Raw genomic sequence first — 16,210 nt, 5'->3', positions numbered from 1 at the left:
GGGTGGGGCGGGCGGCTCGCTGCTTCGAGGGCCTGGTGCGCTGGCGCAAAATGGCCCCGGACTCCAGTCTGCCCCCACACGGTGGCGCGCGGGCGGGAGGTGGTGTGGTGCTTGGCCGGTGTGGGAGATTGCCTATGTGCGTGGTTTTGTCGAATGTCTTCGGGGTGGTGTGCCGGGTACGAGGTGGCGCATGACGGCTGTGGCCCCCCAATGGTCCCAGGCCCTGGGCCATGCAGCCAGCGACAAGCGGTTGGACATTTTGCGTGGCATTGCCCGCAGCGGCAGCATTTCGCAGGCCGCCCGCGAGGCCGGCGTCAGCTACAAGGCCGCCTGGCAGGCCCTGGACACCTTGAGCAACCTGGCCGGCGTGGAGTTGGTGCAGCGTGCGGTGGGTGGGGCCGGGGGAGGCGGCGCCCGCATCACCGAGGCGGGGCAATGGCTGTTGCAAGCGGCAGCGGCCTTGGATGAGGCACGGCAGGCCGTGTTGGCGCGCTTGCCCCCACTGGGGGCGACAACGCCCTCCGGTTCCGCCCCAACGGTCCCGGTGGTGGCGGCCTCGGCGGTGCCGGCCCTGGCCGCTCTGGGCCTGCGCACCAGCATGCGCAACCAATTGCCCGCACAGGTCCGCCAACTGCGCCGCGAGGGGGCTGTGGTGGTGGCCGATCTGGCCCTGTCCGGGGGCGCAGCCCTGAGTGCCCGGCTGACGCGGGAGAGCGCTCAGTTGTTGGGGCTTCAAGCGGGGCTCGAGGTGCTGGCGCTGTGCAAGGCCACGGCGGTTCGGGTGGGCCCCTTGGCAGGACCGGGCGCGACGGGCGCGCAGGAGGAGACCCCCGCCGAGACTTGGGTGGCCGACGCTGCGGGCCTTGACCACGAGCGGCCCGCGGCCTTGGCGGGCCAGGTGCTGCGCGTGGCCCGCGCGGGCGTTGCCCAGGAGGTGGTGCTGGGGCTGGCGGGCGGCTTGCAGCTGGTGGGCTTCAGCACGCCGGGCCGGGCTTTGCGCCGGGGCAGCCAGGTGCAGGCCTGGGTCGCGCCGTCTGCCGTGGTGTTGGCACTGGGGGCTTGATGGGGGCTGGGGCCGCAGGCTCAGCGCCCGCTGTCCGCAGGCTGCTTGGGGCGCAGCGCGAGCTTGCGGTACACCGTGGCCCGGCTGATGCCCAGGCGCTGCGCGGCCTCGGCCACATTGCCCCGGGCGGCGTCCACTGCCTGGCGGATCAGGGCGGTTTCGAGGTCTTTGAGGCCTCGCTGGGGGCTGGGCAAGGTGCTGGGTGAAGGGGCTGGCGCGCTGGCGTGGCGCAGGCGGGCCAGGGTCTGCAGGCGCAGGCCGGACCACAGGGGCAGGTCCATCGGCGGAGCCTCCCGCTGCGCATGGTCAAACAGCAGGCCCCAGGGCAGGGCGAACAGGTCGCTGGCGTGCAGCACCGCCCCAGGGGGCAGCAAGGGACGTGGCAGCATCTGGCGCGCCGCCGCATTGGTGGCCAGCACGCGGCCTTCACCGTCCAGGCACAACAGGCCGTCGGATTCGTTGGCCACACCGTCGGTCATGGGGGTGCCGGGCCAGTTCAGGCGCAGCAGCAGCTGCCAGGGGCGCTGCAAGGTCAGGGCGTCTTCGATGTGGCGGGCTGCGCGCGCCACCAGGTGACGCAGCTCGGGGCGCTCCGGCACCTCGACCCCGGTCAGGTCCAGCATGCCCACGCACACACCATCCGGGCCCAGCACCGGGGCACCGGCGCAGCTGTAGACCTGGTTGTCCTGAAAAAAATGCTCACCCTGGTGCAGCCAGACGGGCTGCAGCTCGGTCAGGGCTGCACCGATGGCGGTGGTGCCGACGGCGCGTTCCGACAGGTCGATGCCGACGCGCGCAATGGTGGCCGCCGGGCTGCGCGCCTCGACCGGGCCCTGCACGTCCACCACCACGCCCTGGGCGTTGGTCAGCAGGCTGAAGTAGCGGGTGCCCGCGATGGCGCGTGACAGCTGGGCCAGCACCGGGCGGGCGGCCTCGATCAGCGCGTGGTTGTCGTCTTGAACTTGGCGCTGTTGCTGGGCGCTGATCGGCTCAAAGTCCAGCCGGTCTTCGGGTCGGTGCCCGTCGGCCAGGCAGCGTTGCCAGGAGCGGGCGATCCAGGGCTCCAGGCCCAGCGCGGGCAGGGCATCGGTCGGCCGCACTTCCCCTGGGCCCAGCAGGGCCGCGCGAGCTTGTCTGATCGCGGTCTGGCGGTCGGGTTGGCGGTGGGACAAGGCAGGCTCGGACATGGGGCGTTGGGCAGCGTCAGGGGGGCGAGCTCAAAGGGGTGAAACGGCACTTGGCCGGCACGCGTCGCCGTGATGCTTGGAGGTGGTGGGCTTCAGAGCTGTCTCATTTTGAGAATATCCGGCGCTGGCCGCCTCGGCCCTAGGGTTTTGCCTAGCCGCAGGTTCCGTCCGCTCCGAAAAAGATGGGGGCTGTCGTTTCATCCCATCCTCAAGGAGTTCGCCCATGCAGGTTCAGCTCAAAGTCAATGGCCGCGCCGCCAGTGTTGATATTCCCCCCAACACCTTGCTGGTGCAGTTGCTGCGTGAGCAACTGCATTTGACCGGCACCCATGTCGGGTGCGACACCAGCCAATGCGGCGCGTGCACCGTGCTGCTCAACGGCCGCGCGGTCAAGTCCTGTTCTGTGCTGGCGGCACAGGCCCAGGGCGCCGAGGTGACCACCATCGAAGGGGTGGCCGCGGCCGACGGCACCATGCATCCCATGCAGGCCGCCTTCAAGGAATGCCACGGCCTCCAATGCGGCTTTTGCACCCCAGGGATGGTGATGAGCGCGCTGGACCTGTGCCAGCAGCACCCGCAAGCCAGCGACACCGAAATCCGTGAGCAGCTGGAAGGCAACCTCTGCCGCTGCACCGGCTACCAAAACATCGTCAAAGCCGTGGTCCAGGGGCGCGAGGCCATGGCGGCGGCCCGCTGAGCGCGTTCTCACGTTTTCGCATCGTGTGGGGCCCTGGGCCCCGGTTCCAGAACAGCAGGAGACAAAGCCATGGGTGCATCCGATTTCGCCAACCTTCCCCACATTGGCGCCGCCGTCCGGCGCAAGGAAGACTACCGTTTTCTGACCGGTGCCGGTCAGTACACCGATGACGTGGTGCTGGCTGCGCAAGCCCACGCCGTGTTTGTGCGCTCGCCGCATGCCCACGCCCGCATCAACAGCATCGACACCTCGGCGGCCAAGGCCGCGCCCGGCGTGCTGGATGTGTTTGTCGGCACCCAGGTGGCGGCCGACAACATCAACGGTCTGCCCTGCGGCTGGTTGATCACCAGCACCGACGGCCAGCCCATGAAGGAGCCGCCCCACCCCATCCTGGCCCAGGGCAAGGTGCGCTACGTGGGCGACCACGTGGCCATGGTGGTGGCTGAAACCCTGCAACAGGCCCGCGATGCGGCCGAACTGGTGGCGGTGGATTACGACGTGCTCAACGCCGTGGTCGATGTGCGCGATGCGCCGCAAGCGCGCGACGCCTTGCACGACATCGCGCCGGACAACCACTGCTTCAAATGGGCGATTGGCGACAAGGGCGCGGTGGACTCGGTGTTCGCCCAGGCCGCCCACATCACCAAGCTGGACCTCATCAACAACCGCCTGGTGCCCAACGCCATGGAGCCGCGCGCAGCGATCGGCTCCTACAGCCGGGCCAATGACGAGTACACCCTGTACGTGTCCAACCAAAACCCGCACGTCGAGCGCCTGCTGATGACGGCCTTTGTGATGGGCCTGCCCGAGCACAAGGTGCGTGTCATCGCCCCTGATGTCGGCGGTGGTTTTGGCTCCAAAATCTACCTGTACGCCGAGGACGTGTGCCTGACCTGGGCCTCCAAGAAGCTCAACCGCAACATCAAGTGGGTGGCCGACCGCAGCGAGGCCTTCTTGTCCGACGCCCATGGCCGCGACCACGTCAGCCACGCTGAGATGGCCATGGACGCGAACGGCCAATTCCTCGCCATGCGCGTTCACACCGACGCCAACCTGGGCGCTTACCTCAGCACCTTTGCCAGCGCCGTGCCAACCATCCTGTACGCCACCTTGCTGGCCGGCCAGTACACCACGCCCCAGGTCTATGTGGAGGTGGACGCCTGGTTCACCAACACCGCGCCGGTCGATGCCTACCGGGGCGCGGGCCGCCCCGAGGCCACTTACCTGCTGGAGCGCCTGGTCAGCCGTTGCGCCTGGGAGCTGGGCCTGAGCCAGGCCGAAATCCGCCGCCGCAACTTCATCACGACCTTCCCCTACCAGACCCCGGTGGCGCTGCAGTACGACATCGGCGACTACCCGGCCTGCCTGGCCCAGGCCGAGCAATTGGCGGACGCGGCAGGTTTTGAGGCGCGCAAGACCGCCAGCGCGGCCAAGGGCCTGTTGCGCGGCATTGGCTACAGCAGCTACATCGAGGCCTGTGGCATTGCACCGTCCAACATCGCTGGCGCCCTGGGGGCCCGCGCGGGCTTGTTCGAGTGCGGCGAGGTGCGCGTCCACCCCACGGGCAGCGTCACCGTCTTCACCGGCTCGCACAGCCACGGCCAAGGCCATGAAACCACCTTCGCGCAGGTGGTGGCGGCACGCCTGGGCCTGACGCCCGACCAGGTCGATGTGGTGCACGGTGACACAGGTCGCGTGCCTTTTGGCATGGGCACCTATGGCTCACGCTCCATCTCTGTGGGGGGCGCGGCCATCATGAAGGCGCTCGACAAGATCGAGACCAAGGCCAAAAAGATCGCCGCTCACCTGCTGGAGGCCAGCGACGCCGACATCGACTTCGCCAACGGCGAGTTCACCGTGCGCGGCACCGACAAGAAGGTCACCTTCGGCCAGGTCGCGCTGACCGCCTACGTGCCGCACAACTACCCACTCGACAAGCTTGAGCCCGGTCTCAATGAAACGGCGTTTTACGACCCGACCAACTTCACCTTCCCGGCCGGCACCTACATCTGCGAGGTGGAGGTCGATCCGGCCACGGGCGTGGTCAAGGTGGACCGTTTCGCGGCGGTGGACGACTTCGGCACCATCATCAACCCGATGATTGTCGAAGGCCAGGTGCACGGCGGCCTGGTGCAAGGCATTGGCCAGGCCCTGATCGAAAACTGCGTCTACGACCGCGAGACCGGCCAGCTGCTGACCGGCAGCTTCATGGACTACGCCATGCCGCGAGCCGACGACTTCCCCGAGTTCAAGCTCGGCCATGTGTGCACGCCCTGCACCCACAACCCGCTGGGCACCAAAGGCTGTGGCGAGGCCGGGGCCATTGGCTCACCGCCCGCCGTCATCAACGCCGTGCTCGACGCGCTGAAGCCGCTGGGCGTCAAGGACCTCGACATGCCCGCCTCGTCGGCCCGTGTCTGGGCTGCCATCCAGCAGGCCCGCGCCTGAACCGCCCCCACCAGGAGACGAACCATGTACGCATTCACTTTTGAAGCCCCCAGCACCGTCGCCGCGGCTGCGGCCCTGGCCCAGGCCGGCGGCAAGCTGCTGGCCGGTGGCCAAAGCCTGCTGCCCTCGATGAAGCTGCGCCTGTCGGCGCCGGAGCAGGTGGTGGACCTGAACCAAATCCAGGGCCTGAGCGGCATCCGCCGCGAGGGCAACAGCTTTGTCATTGGCGCCATGACCCGCCACATGGACGTGGCCGCCCACGCCGAGCTTCAGGCCGCCATTCCGGCCCTGGCCGATCTGGCCGCCCACATCGGCGACCGCCAGGTGCGTGCCCGTGGCACCTTGGGTGGCTCGGTGGCCAACAACGACCCGGCGGCCTGCTACCCCAGTGCGCTGCTGGCGCTGGGCGCCACCGTCATCACCGACCGGCGCGAGATCGTGGCCGACGACTTCTTTCTGGGCATGTACACCACAGCCCTGGAAGACGGCGAGATCATCACCGCGGTGCGCTTTCCGATTCCGCGCCGTGCGATCTACCTGAAGTTCAAACAGGCGGCCTCACGCTTCTCGCTGGTGGGGGTGTTCCTGGCCCAGACCGAGGGTGGGGTGCGCGTGGCCATCACGGGCGCGGCCAGCGCGGTGTTCCGCCACGCGGGCCTGGAGGCGGCGCTCAACCAGAGCTTCACCCCGGCCGCCGCGGCCGCGGTCAAAATAGACGCTGACGAACTCAACAGCGACATCCACGCCTCGGCGGCTTACCGGGCCAACCTCATCAGCGTGCAGACCCAGCGCGCGGTGGCCCAGTTGCTGGCCTGACCTTTTCTCGGAGAACCCCCAGCCTTGTTTGCTTCCATTGACGCGCTTCAACAGGCCCTGGCGGGGGTCGGTTACCTGGCAGACCGGCGGCTGGCCACCTCGGTTTTTTTGGCCCTGCAATTGCAGCGCCCCTTGTTGCTCGAAGGTGAGCCCGGCGTGGGCAAGACCGAGTTGGCCAAGGCCTTGTCGGCGGTGCTGCAGCGCGAGTTGATCCGCCTGCAGTGCTACGACGGTCTGGAGCAGCGCGAGGCGCTCTACGAGTGGAACTACGCCGCCCAGTTGCTGCACCTGCGCGCCGCCGAAGGCCGCACTGGCGGGGCCACGGGCGACCTGGAGCGCGAGGTGTACCAAAGCCATTACCTCATCCGCCGCCCCTTGCTGCAGGCCTTGCAGGCCCCGGCCCCGGGGGCGGTGCTGCTGATCGACGAGGTGGACCGCGCCGACGAGCCCTTTGAAGCCTTCTTGCTCGAGTACCTGGGCGAGTACCAGGTCAGCATCCCCGAGCTGGGCCCGGTGCGCGCCCAGCACAAGCCTGTGACCCTGTTGACCAGCAACCGCACACGTGACCTGCACGACGCGGTCAAGCGCCGTTGCCTCTACCACTGGCTGGACTACCCCGAGCGCGAGCGCGAGCTTGCCATCGTGCGCGCCCAGGTGCCCCAAGCCAGCCAGGCCTTGGCCGAGCAGGTGGCCAGTTTTGTCAGCCGCTTGCGCAGCGCCCCCTTTTCGAACGCCTTCCAGCGCGCCCCCGGCATTGCCGAGAGCGTGGAGTGGGCGCGTGCGCTGGTCGCGTTGGACACCCTGGTCCTCGACCCCGAAGTGGTGTCCGACACGGCGGGTATTTTGTTCAAGCAGCGCGAAGACGTGGCCGCCCTCACGCAGGAACTGGCCCACACCCTGCTGCAGCCCGATGAGGCCTGAGGCCCCCTGAGCATGAGCCTGCCCCGCTTGGGCGATGCCCGCCACGGCAAGCTGCTCGACAACCTGAGCGGCTTTGGCCGGGCCCTGCGCCGCGCCGGTGTGCCGGTGGACGCCTCGCGCATGGCGCTGGCGGCCCAGGCGGCCACCCTCATTGACATCGGCCAGCGGGATGACTTGCGCGCCGCCCTGGCCTGTGTGCTGACCAGCCGCGCCGCCGACCGAGCCCTGTTTGACGAGCTGTTTGACGCCTACTTCCGCGACCCTGACATGGCGCACAAGCTGCTGGCCCAGATGCTGCCCACCGCCCAGGGCCGGGCCGAGGCGTCGCGGCGTCGCCCGAGGGTCAATGAGGCCCTGTCGCCACCCAAACCGCCGCCGCTGAGCGCACCGCCCTCGGCCGATCAACCCATCGAGCTGGACGCCGCCATGACCGCCAGCGCCTTGCAGCGGCTCAAGCAAGCTGATTTCAATGCGCTGTCGGGGCGTGAATACCAGTTGGTCGAGCGTTTGGCGCGCGATGTGACCTTGCCCCTGCCGCATTACCCCAGTCGCCGCAGCCGTCCCGGCCCCAAAGGGCGACGCTTGCATTGGCCCGGCGTCATGCAGGGGGCGGCACGCACGGGGGGCGAGTTGATCCACTTGCCGCGCTTGAGCCGGCAAATGCAGCCTCTGCCTTTGTTGGTGCTGGTTGACGTGTCTGGCTCCATGGAGCGTTATGCGCGCCTGTTGCTGGCCTTTTTGCACGCGGCCACCCGGCGCTTGCGCCGGCGCGATGTGTTCGCTTTTGGCACCGGCTTGAGCGATTTGAGCCCCGCCTTTCGCCTGGCCGACACCGACGCCATGCTGGCCCAGGCCAGCCTCGCCATCCGCGACTTCGCCGGCGGCACCCGCTTGGGCGAGTCGCTGGCCCATTTGCGCCAGCGCCATGCGCGCCGCCTGGTCGGGCGCCGCACCCTGGTGCTCTTGATCAGCGATGGCCTGGACACTGGCGAACCCGACGCGCTGGCCCACGAACTGGGGTGGCTGCGCCGCCACTGTGGCCGCCTGCTCTGGCTCAACCCCTTGCTGCGCTTTGAGGGCTATGCCCCGCTGGCGCGCGGTGCTGTCCAGCTGCATGCCCATGCCCACGGCATGCTCGCCGTGCACAACCTGAGTCGGCTTGAAGACCTTGCCAGCAGTCTGGCTGCTGTGCTGCGTCGCTGAGCCGTTTTGATTTTTCCGTTTCAATCCAGCCCTTCCCGAGGAACCCACCATGGAAATGCAAGGCAGCCGCCTCCTGGCCATCACCCAGCAACAAGCCTGGGACGCACTCAACGACCCCGAAGTGCTCAAGCTGTGCATCCCCGGCTGCGACAAGGTCGAGCCCACGGGGGAGCAGCAATACGCGGTGGGCATGGCCTTGAAAATTGGCCCGGTGTCCGCCAAGTTCAGCGGCAAGATCACGCTCAGCGACATCGTCCCGCCCGCCAGTTACACCATCAGCTTTGACGGCCAAGGCGGTGTCGCGGGTTTCGGCAAAGGTCAGGCCCAGGTGCAGCTGAGCCCGCAAGAGGGGGGCTGTGAGCTGGCCTACTCGGTGCAGGCCCAGGTCGGTGGCAAGATCGCCCAACTCGGCCAGCGCCTCATCGATGGCGCAGCCAAGGGCATGGCCGAGGACTTTTTCAAGCGCTTTGACGAGGAAATGCAGCGCCGTTACCCCGCCGCACCGGCGGAACCGGTCGCGGTTGAAAGCGAAGCGGGTGCCGTGGTGGCGCCCCTTGAGGCGTCTCAGGCCCCGGCTGATCAGGCCCCTTCCGCCGGCGTGCCGGTTTGGGTGTGGGTGGCAGGTGCGGCCGTGTTGGCGGGTTTGGTGTTGTATTGGCGCTGAAGCGCTGGAATCAGGGGGTGACCGCCGTGGCCACCCCGCTCAGTGAACGAGGTCAAGGATGGAAAACCTGGATGTGGTGGTGCTGCGCAAGTTGCACGAGTGGCGTGCGGCCGGGCTGCGCGCCATGCTGGTGACGGTGGTGCGCACCTGGGGTTCTTCGCCTCGGCCGGTGGGCTCGATCATGGCGCTCAACGAGCTGGGTTCGGTGGTCGGCTCGGTCTCGGGCGGCTGCATCGAAGACGACCTGATCGACCGCCACACCCGGGCCTACGCACAAGACGCCGACTCAGCCCGCCACGCGCACAGCATGCCCAGCGGGCCGCCCAGCCTGATCAAGTACGGCATCAGTGCCGATGAGGCGCACCGCTTTGGCCTGCCATGTGGTGGCACGCTGGAGCTCTTGCTGGAGTTTGACCCCGAGCCCGCCGCCTTGCGCGATCTGCTGACCCGGCTGGAGGCTGGGCAATTGGTGCAGCGCACCGTGCGTTTGACCGACGGCCAGGTCAGCCTGCTTCAGGCCGACGCCCCCACCGAGCTGAGCCTGGACGCCGATCACCTGAGCAACACCTTTGGCCCCGAGTACCGCATGTTGTTGATTGGTGCCGGCCAGTTGACCGAGTACCTGGCCACCATGGCCTTGTTCAGTGGTTTTGCGGTCACCGTGTGTGACCCGCGTGAAGAGTACCGGGGGGCCTGGAGCGTGGCCGGGGCGCGCCTGGTCAGCGACATGCCCGACGACGTCGTGCGCGACTTCAAGCCCGACCGCCGCAGTTGCGTGGTGGCCCTGACGCATGACCCCAAGCTCGACGACCTGGCCTTGTTGGAGGCCCTGGACAGCGAGGCGTTTTACGTGGGGGGCATTGGCTCACGGCGCAACAACGAGGCCCGCCGCGCACGCCTGATCGAGCACTTTGACCAGACCGAGGCCAGCTTGACCCGGCTGCGGGGCCCGATCGGCATCTACATTGGCAGCAAGACCCCGCCGGAGATTGCCGTCAGTGTGATGGCGGAGATTTTGGCGGTGAAAAACGGCGTCACCCTGCCGCGCGACATGGCGGTGGCCCAGGCCAAGAATGAGCGTGACACGCCGCACCATGCGCCCGACGATCTGGTCTGCGGATTGCCTTCCCGCCAGGCTTGAGGGGGGCCCCAGACAGGGGGAGGGGGCTCAGCCGTAGTTGGCGATCCACTCCAAGCCCTGGGTGTGGGCGGCTTCGATGGCGGCTTCAGCCGTGGTGTACTCACCCCGGCGCACGGCGATGTCGCGTGAGCGCGTGGGCCAGACCTGCTTGGTGATCACCAAGACGGGCACAAACTCACCGCTGTCCAGCGCTTTGGCACTGCAGCGCAGTTCGTAGTTCTCGTGCTGGTAAATCGTCGTCGCTTCCGTCATCGCTGCCATCCTGCTCCGAAAGAAGCCAGTATGCACCGCGCGCGTGTCAGTGGTGTCTGCATCGGCTGAAATCGCGCGCTGGGTGCGTCAGTTTGTGTTGAAAACCACCGTTTTTCAGGGCTTTCCCGGGGACTCAGGGCAGCTGGAAGCCCGCGATGTCCTGGCCCAATTGGTTCGACAGACTTTGCAACTGGTGGGCGGCCGATGAGGTTTTTTGCACCAGGGCCGCGTTCTGTTGGGTGGTGCGGTCCAGGTCTTGCACGGCGTGCCCCACCTGCTCGACGCCATTGGCTTGCTCGCTGGCCGCTTGGGCAATGTCTTGCAGCAATTGGTTGACTTGCTGGGCCCGCTGCACCAGCGACTGCATGGTTTGGCCCGCCCCCTGCACGACCTGCGCCCCCGCGTCGATGCGCTCATTGCTGCCAGTGATCAGGCCTTTGATCTCGCGCGCCGCGTCGGCGCTGCGTTTGGCCAGTTGCCGCACCTCGCCGGCCACGACGGCAAAGCCCCGGCCCGATTCGCCGGCCCGGGCGGCTTCAACCGCCGCGTTCAGCGCCAGGATGTTGGTTTGGAAGGCGATGCCGTCGATCACCCCGATGATGTCGCTGATGCGCAGCGACGCGGCGTGGATCTCGCCCATGGTGTCGCTCACGTCTTGCACGGTGTGCCCGCCCTCGGTGGCGAGTTGGGCGTTGTCGGCCGACTGTTGGGCGGCGATCTGGGCCTGGGCCGCGGTGTGCGCCACGGTGGAGCCAATTTCCTCCATGGCCGCGGCTTGTTCCTCCAGGGCGGCTGCCGAGGCATGGGTGCGTTCTGACAGGGCGTGGCTGGCTTCTGCGATGTCCTGGGCGGCGTGGCTGAGTTCCTGCGAGGAATGGGCCACGCTGCGAATCAGGCCCACCAAGGATTCATAGGCCTGGCGCAGGTCGATGATCACCCGGGCCGGTTCGTCCCGCCCCCAGGGTTGGGACGGGCCGCGCCGCAGGTTGCCCGTGGCCATTTCACGCAGGTGCTCGCTGATCAGGTGCAAGCCACCCCTTGTCACCAGGAAGAAGGTGTAGAAGAAATACGCCGCCAGCAGCAAACCCACGGCCACGATGACACCGGTTTGGTGCATGTCCGACTGGGTGCGTTCAATGCGTTGCACCAACAGCGCGTCCAGCTGGGTGTTCAGGCGCTGGGCCAGCGCGTACTGCGCTTGCAGCACCTGCTGGCTGGCTGCCACGTGGCTGGCTTGGTGTTGGGCACTGCTGTCCTGGATGTGCAGAATGCCGTCACGTACCGAAGTCAAAAAGGCTTGGCTGTCCCGCACCACAGGCTCCAGGTCCAGTGGCTGGCGCAGGCCTGGGTTTTGGTTTTGGGCCTTGGCCAGGCCTTCGCGCAGGTTGCGCAGCTGAAATTCAGCCAGCGGCAGCACATCGGCCACGGCTTGCAACACGGTCCCGTTGGGCTGCCCCGCTTCGGCTTGGCGCAGCGCCGTCACACCCAGGCTGCGCAGGCGTGATACCCCCTCATTCAGGTCGGGCAGCCGAAAGTAGGCCGCATCCATCAGGTAGTAGGAATCCAGATCCGGGTCCAGGGTGAGGTTCGAGCTGTCGGTGACCTGGGCCAGCAAGTGGTTGATGGCGTCGATGTGGGCACTGTGGGCCTGGAACAACTCGGTCGCCCCACGCACATCGGCAGTGGTCTTCCACTGGGCCTGGACCTGACGATAGGCCTCGTTCACGCCCAACTCGGTGCCCAGGGTCTGGTCGAGTTGAGCCACTTGGTCGTGGGCTGCCTGCAGTTGGCGGCGCAAATCGCCCAGGTCCGTGCCGGGCTGGCCGCCCAGGGCGGCGCTGGCGCTTTCGCGGCGCAGTTGCTGGGCCAGCGCCAAAAGCGGAAACAGTGCCTGGTTGTAGCGCACGCCCAGGCGTTCGCGTTCAGCAAAATGAACGACCTCATTTTTGGCACTGTAAAAGCTCCAGGTCAGCCAGGCCAGCGGGACCAGGAACATGGCGCAGATCAGGCTCGCTTTGGCGCCGAAGGCCAGCTTGCGCATCAATTTGACGCCGGGGGCCCACAGACCGTGGGGGTAGAACACGCTGTCGATGGAGGCCGGTCGGCTGCGGGTGGTGCCGGGAGCCGGCAGAGACAAGGACTTGGTTGTCATGGTGGGTCGCAAGTGGGCAGGGTGCACCTGCCCAGCAATAAGCACACCACTTTTGCGTTTTTGCCTCTGCCTTTACCTTGGATAAGTTGATTATTTCAGTCTGCTTGACTGCTGATGATCATTTTTTGCCCGGGCCGCCTCGCGCGTCACATGGCCTTGAACAAATGCGCGTAGAGGCGGCTGACGGGCAATTGTTCTGCGCGGTGGTTGAGGTTCAGGCGCAGCTTGCCGGCTTCATCCCGGTGCACGGTGTCGATGGCACTGGCGCGCACCAGGGTGCCGCGGTGCACCTGCCAGAACACCTGCGGGTCCAGTTGGGCCATGAGCTCCTTGAGCGGGGTGCGGATCAGGTATTCCTGCTGGGCGGTCAGCACCCGCACGTACTTGTCCGCTGCTTCGAAATAAAGCACCTCGTCGATGGGGACCAAGCGGATGGTGGCGCCTTGGGCACCGCTCAGGCTGGCCTGGATCACCTTCAAGGGGCTTGTCGCCGGGCGGGCCACGGCCGGTGCTGCGGCGGCGCCGGCCAGGCCCAGTCCGTGCTGACCCAGCAGCGCGTGCAGTTGCTGCAGCGCCGGCGCGAGTGCCGATTCCGTGGCGGGTGTGGGCGCGCGCTGCGCCAATTGCAGTTGCAGGCGTTGCACCGTTTTTTGCAGACGCTCTCTTTGCACCGGCTTGAGCACATAGTCCACCGCCTGGGCCTCAAAGGCCTGCAGCGCGTACTGGTCGTAAGCGGTGACAAACACCAGGGCCGGGAACGGACGGCCTGCCGCGCTGGTGTCCCATTGTTCGGCCAGTTCCGCGGCGGCTTCCAGGCCCGTCTGACCGGGCATGCGGATGTCCAGGAACAACAGGTCGGGCCGCAGGCGCAGGGCTTCACGCACCGCACTCAAGCCGTCGCCCACGGGCGGCAGCAAGGTCAGGTCGGGCCACAGACGGCGCAGTTCGGCCATCAGGGCCTGGGCCAGCAGCGGTTCATCTTCAGCGATCAGGGCGGTCAAAGGCTCAGACATGGGCAGCAGGGGGCTCGGTGGGGTGGTCGGTCGGGGTCACGGTGTGCAGGCGAAAGCGCAGTTGCACAGAGGTGCCTGGGCCCGGTTGGGCGGGCGCCAGGTTCAGCAGGGCCTCGGGGCCGTACAAGGTGAGCAGGCGCTCGCGCACCTGGGTCAGACCAAAGCCGCGCCCACGTTCCTGGGGGGCGGGCAAGGGCGCCGAGGTGAGGCCCACGCCACTGTCTTGTACCGTGATCTGCAATTGAGGCGACTGAGCTGCGTCACCCGGTACCGCCAAGGCACTGATCCGGATGTGGCCGCCTTCGACCTTGGGTTCCAGGCCGTGGCGGATGCTGTTCTCGACCAGGGCCTGCAGCAGCAGGGGCGGGATGGCGGCCTGGGCCAGGTCATGGGGCAGGTCCAGTTGGTAGCTCAGGCGCGGGCCCATGCGCACCACCATCAGTTCCAGGTAGTCGCGCAGGCGATCAAATTCGGCTTGCAGGCTGTGCTCGGTGGCGCGCGATGCATTCAAGGTGGCGCGCAGGTAGGCGATCAGGTGGTCCAGCATTTGCTGGGCGCGATCCGGGTCGATGCCCACCAGGGCCCGCAGATTGGCCAGGGTGTTGAACAGCATGTGGGGTTCGAGCTGGGTCAGCAGCAAGCGCAGCTGGGCTTCTGTGGCCTGGTGCTGGGCTTCTTCCATGTTTTTTTGCAGTACCTGGCCTTTGCCCTGCAGGTAAAAGTAGCCGCTGATGACCACCCCGGCCACCAGGGTGACCAACAGCGAGGCCCGCAGCTGTTGCGCGCTTTGTCCTTCCCAAGAAGACCAGCCAAACCAGGCGTCGGCCAGGGCGGTGCCCGTCAGGTAACCCAGCACGATGCCGCCGGCCACCAGGGCGGGGCCACGCCAGCCGCGCGGCCATTGGGTTCTGGGGTCCACGCCCACGACAAAACGGCCCAGGTCGATCACCGCCCAGTTGCAGCTGCCGATGCACAGCGAATACACCAAAGACACCACATACGGCTTTTGGGGGGCAAAAAAGTAGTGCAGGGCCGAGATCACCAGGCTGGCGGCCAGCACCAGCACGTAGTGCCGCAACAGGTGGAGGGGTTCGAACTTCATGGTCAGGTCCGGTGCACGCAGGTCCGCGTGGGGTGACAGCGTGTGACGCATTGTCACTGATGGAAGGGCTTCAAACCGCTGAGGTGCTGGTGGCCCATTCCCGAGCTGCGCGGTCGGTGTGCAGGGCCAGGCGCCAGAGGCGCAGCACCCGTCCCAGGAACAGACCACTGAACGCACCGAACACGGCACTACCGACCCCTGGGAAGGCGGCGTCCTGCACCCAGTCGGCCTGCAGGGCCAGGGCGGCGCCCACAGTGTATTTGGCCAGGAACAAACCCATCATGCCCGCCAAGGGCACCCAGCTGCCGGCCACCGTGAAGCGGCGCAGGTCGGGGTCGTAGTGGGTGCCGGCGGGCAGGGGCGCGCGCGCCACCCAACTGGCCGTTGCTGCAGCGAGGGCCAGCCAGCACAGCCAACTCAGGGGCTGGGTGGGCCAGGCGCTGAGCACACCGTACAGCGAGAAGCCCGTCAAGCCCAAGGCGGGCAGCAGCACCCGACTGGGGCGCATCTGGCGCGTCAGGGTTTGGCGCAGGCCCAGCCAAAGCAGGGCCACGAAGAGTGCAAAAACCCAGCGTGGGGTGTTTTGAAGAATGAGCAAGAGCATGTTGAGCCTCTGAAGGGGGATCCGTGATGGGCTGACTGTGCCCGTCCCCAGGTGGGGGTGCGATCCCGGTGCGACGAAACCCCGCTGGCGCGGCGCGAGTCGCCTGCAGGCGCCGCTGAAATGCAAGGGCAAAGCCCGCGCCGTAAATGCTTCTAGATGCTGGTTTGCTCGCTTGAACAATCGTTCATTTTGGTTCTAATATCAAACAAAAAAGTTCAAAGTGATAAAAAAATAGTACATTACAGGCATTTACAACTTTTCAGTTGATACAGATGATTCTTTTTGTGAGAATTGACAAAAGTTTCAATTGATCGAAGTGATTCTCGCCGTCTGTTCAAGGCTTGAACGGTGTGGCCAAGAGGGCTTCGACAGCAACCGCCAAGCGCCCTGTCGGTGCGAGCGGATCAGGCCGTAGGCAAAGGGCTTGCCATGTCGTCTTCAATTTTTCTAATTAACTCCAGGGAGTTGGTGCATGCACCACCTGAATGTTCAATATCTCTCGGCCAGGGGGGAATCACAGGGCTCTTGCGCCCTGTGATGAAATCTTCGTGCGTTTGGAATTTATTTGTCTTGATAATTTTTGGATTATCCATGTGTACAGATTTTCGGTTATTGAGGTCGGAGGTACGACGAGTATTGAATTTTAAATTTAACGTCCGCGCTGGTTGGCCAGTAGTAATTTTTGATAAATTGGCAGTTATTATTATTTTTTCTTTTTTATTTATTTCGCATGCCTCTGCACATGCTGGTATTTTGTTGGGTAGTTTTGATTTCGATGATGGCACGACCCAAGGGTGGACCTACTACAGTCAGCCCACGGGGGGGATCATCAGCCCTACCAGCAGCCGATCCCACTCGCCTGATTTCTCTATGCCACTGGGTGGCAGTCAAATGTCGGGGAACTTACTGAGCAGAACTTTCAGCCTGGTGCCAGGCCAGCGTTATCA

General features: G+C 66.2%; 15 protein-coding genes. 8 read left to right on the top strand and 7 right to left on the bottom strand.

Features of this window, described 5'->3' with window-relative positions:
- Positions 1–190 precede the first annotated feature (190 nt).
- Positions 191–1,063: a TOBE domain-containing protein gene (locus tag PSQ39_RS19690; RefSeq protein ID WP_273929043.1), complete on the top strand. Its 873-nt coding sequence runs from the start codon at positions 191–193 to the stop codon at positions 1,061–1,063.
- Positions 1,064–1,083: 20 nt separating this feature from the next.
- Here the strand turns inward: PSQ39_RS19690 and PSQ39_RS19685 are convergent, their stop codons facing one another.
- Complete coding sequence (locus PSQ39_RS19685; RefSeq protein WP_273929042.1) at positions 1,084–2,250, bottom strand: helix-turn-helix domain-containing protein; 1,167 nt, start codon at positions 2,248–2,250, stop codon at positions 1,084–1,086.
- Between the two features lie 223 nt (positions 2,251–2,473).
- Between PSQ39_RS19685 and PSQ39_RS19680 the strand changes: the two genes are divergently transcribed.
- The 7 genes from PSQ39_RS19680 (at position 2,474) to PSQ39_RS19650 (ending at position 10,140) form a co-directional block, all read left to right on the top strand.
- On the top strand, positions 2,474–2,947 hold the full coding sequence (locus PSQ39_RS19680) for a (2Fe-2S)-binding protein (RefSeq protein WP_273929040.1): 474 nt from the start codon (positions 2,474–2,476) through the stop codon (positions 2,945–2,947).
- 69 nt (positions 2,948–3,016) lie between these two features.
- Positions 3,017–5,395: a xanthine dehydrogenase family protein molybdopterin-binding subunit gene (locus tag PSQ39_RS19675; RefSeq protein ID WP_273929038.1), complete on the top strand. Its 2,379-nt coding sequence runs from the start codon at positions 3,017–3,019 to the stop codon at positions 5,393–5,395.
- Between the two features lie 24 nt (positions 5,396–5,419).
- The gene (locus PSQ39_RS19670; RefSeq protein ID WP_273929036.1) at positions 5,420–6,211 is read left to right on the top strand and encodes an FAD binding domain-containing protein; all 792 of its coding nucleotides are present in this window, start codon (positions 5,420–5,422) and stop codon (positions 6,209–6,211) included.
- A gap of 24 nt (positions 6,212–6,235) precedes the next feature.
- Entirely contained in the window at positions 6,236–7,132 is an 897-nt protein-coding gene (locus PSQ39_RS19665) for an AAA family ATPase (RefSeq protein ID WP_273929034.1), read from the top strand.
- Positions 7,133–7,144: 12 nt separating this feature from the next.
- Positions 7,145–8,335, top strand: a complete 1,191-nt coding sequence (locus PSQ39_RS19660) for a vWA domain-containing protein (RefSeq protein ID WP_273929031.1) — start codon at positions 7,145–7,147, stop codon at positions 8,333–8,335.
- A 49-nt stretch (positions 8,336–8,384) separates the two neighbouring features.
- Positions 8,385–8,999 carry a CoxG family protein gene (locus PSQ39_RS19655; protein ID WP_273929029.1) on the top strand — a complete coding sequence of 205 codons (615 nt, stop codon included), beginning with the start codon at positions 8,385–8,387 and terminating at the stop codon, positions 8,997–8,999.
- A gap of 58 nt (positions 9,000–9,057) precedes the next feature.
- Complete coding sequence (locus PSQ39_RS19650) at positions 9,058–10,140, top strand: XdhC family protein (RefSeq protein WP_273929027.1); 1,083 nt, start codon at positions 9,058–9,060, stop codon at positions 10,138–10,140.
- 27 nt (positions 10,141–10,167) lie between these two features.
- On the opposite strand, the gene PSQ39_RS19645 is transcribed toward PSQ39_RS19650, so the two are convergent.
- The 6 genes from PSQ39_RS19645 to PSQ39_RS19620 form a co-directional block, all read right to left on the bottom strand.
- The gene (locus PSQ39_RS19645; protein ID WP_273929025.1) at positions 10,168–10,392 is read right to left on the bottom strand and encodes a hypothetical protein; all 225 of its coding nucleotides are present in this window, start codon (positions 10,390–10,392) and stop codon (positions 10,168–10,170) included.
- A 133-nt stretch (positions 10,393–10,525) separates the two neighbouring features.
- Complete coding sequence (locus tag PSQ39_RS19640) at positions 10,526–12,544, bottom strand: methyl-accepting chemotaxis protein (RefSeq protein ID WP_273929023.1); 2,019 nt, start codon at positions 12,542–12,544, stop codon at positions 10,526–10,528.
- Between the two features lie 146 nt (positions 12,545–12,690).
- Positions 12,691–13,557, bottom strand: a complete 867-nt coding sequence (locus PSQ39_RS19635) for a LytR/AlgR family response regulator transcription factor (RefSeq protein ID WP_273929021.1) — start codon at positions 13,555–13,557, stop codon at positions 12,691–12,693.
- Complete coding sequence (locus tag PSQ39_RS19630) at positions 13,550–14,659, bottom strand: sensor histidine kinase (RefSeq protein WP_273929019.1); 1,110 nt, start codon at positions 14,657–14,659, stop codon at positions 13,550–13,552. The genes PSQ39_RS19635 and PSQ39_RS19630 overlap by 8 nt, the downstream gene beginning before the upstream one ends.
- Before the next feature lie 70 nt (positions 14,660–14,729).
- The gene (locus PSQ39_RS19625; RefSeq protein WP_273929017.1) at positions 14,730–15,263 is read right to left on the bottom strand and encodes a DUF6622 family protein; all 534 of its coding nucleotides are present in this window, start codon (positions 15,261–15,263) and stop codon (positions 14,730–14,732) included.
- 404 nt (positions 15,264–15,667) lie between these two features.
- Positions 15,668–16,048, bottom strand: a complete 381-nt coding sequence (locus PSQ39_RS19620; protein ID WP_273929015.1) for a hypothetical protein — start codon at positions 16,046–16,048, stop codon at positions 15,668–15,670.
- Positions 16,049–16,210: the final 162 nt, after the last annotated feature.

The sequence above is a fragment of the Curvibacter microcysteis genome, from assembly GCF_028649455.1.
GTDB lineage: Bacteria > Pseudomonadota > Gammaproteobacteria > Burkholderiales > Burkholderiaceae_C > Curvibacter > Curvibacter microcysteis.
Note: the sequence above shows the minus strand (reverse complement) of the source record. Positions and strands in the feature narration are given on the sequence as shown.

Excerpts from the sequence above, each read along its gene's own strand:
- PSQ39_RS19690 (WP_273929043.1), top strand. The coding sequence starts at position 191 with ATGACGGCTGTGGCCCCCCAATGGTCCCAGGCCCTGGGCCATGCAGCC.
- PSQ39_RS19685 (WP_273929042.1), bottom strand. The coding sequence starts at position 2,250 with ATGTCCGAGCCTGCCTTGTCCCACCGCCAACCCGACCGCCAGACCGCG.
- PSQ39_RS19680 (WP_273929040.1), top strand. The coding sequence starts at position 2,474 with ATGCAGGTTCAGCTCAAAGTCAATGGCCGCGCCGCCAGTGTTGATATT.
- PSQ39_RS19675 (WP_273929038.1), top strand. The coding sequence starts at position 3,017 with ATGGGTGCATCCGATTTCGCCAACCTTCCCCACATTGGCGCCGCCGTC.
- PSQ39_RS19670 (WP_273929036.1), top strand. The coding sequence starts at position 5,420 with ATGTACGCATTCACTTTTGAAGCCCCCAGCACCGTCGCCGCGGCTGCG.
- PSQ39_RS19660 (WP_273929031.1), top strand. The coding sequence starts at position 7,145 with ATGAGCCTGCCCCGCTTGGGCGATGCCCGCCACGGCAAGCTGCTCGAC.
- PSQ39_RS19655 (WP_273929029.1), top strand. The coding sequence starts at position 8,385 with ATGGAAATGCAAGGCAGCCGCCTCCTGGCCATCACCCAGCAACAAGCC.
- PSQ39_RS19650 (WP_273929027.1), top strand. The coding sequence starts at position 9,058 with ATGGAAAACCTGGATGTGGTGGTGCTGCGCAAGTTGCACGAGTGGCGT.
- PSQ39_RS19645 (WP_273929025.1), bottom strand. The coding sequence starts at position 10,392 with ATGACGGAAGCGACGACGATTTACCAGCACGAGAACTACGAACTGCGC.
- PSQ39_RS19640 (WP_273929023.1), bottom strand. The coding sequence starts at position 12,544 with ATGACAACCAAGTCCTTGTCTCTGCCGGCTCCCGGCACCACCCGCAGC.
- PSQ39_RS19635 (WP_273929021.1), bottom strand. The coding sequence starts at position 13,557 with ATGTCTGAGCCTTTGACCGCCCTGATCGCTGAAGATGAACCGCTGCTG.
- PSQ39_RS19630 (WP_273929019.1), bottom strand. The coding sequence starts at position 14,659 with ATGAAGTTCGAACCCCTCCACCTGTTGCGGCACTACGTGCTGGTGCTG.
- PSQ39_RS19625 (WP_273929017.1), bottom strand. The coding sequence starts at position 15,263 with ATGCTCTTGCTCATTCTTCAAAACACCCCACGCTGGGTTTTTGCACTC.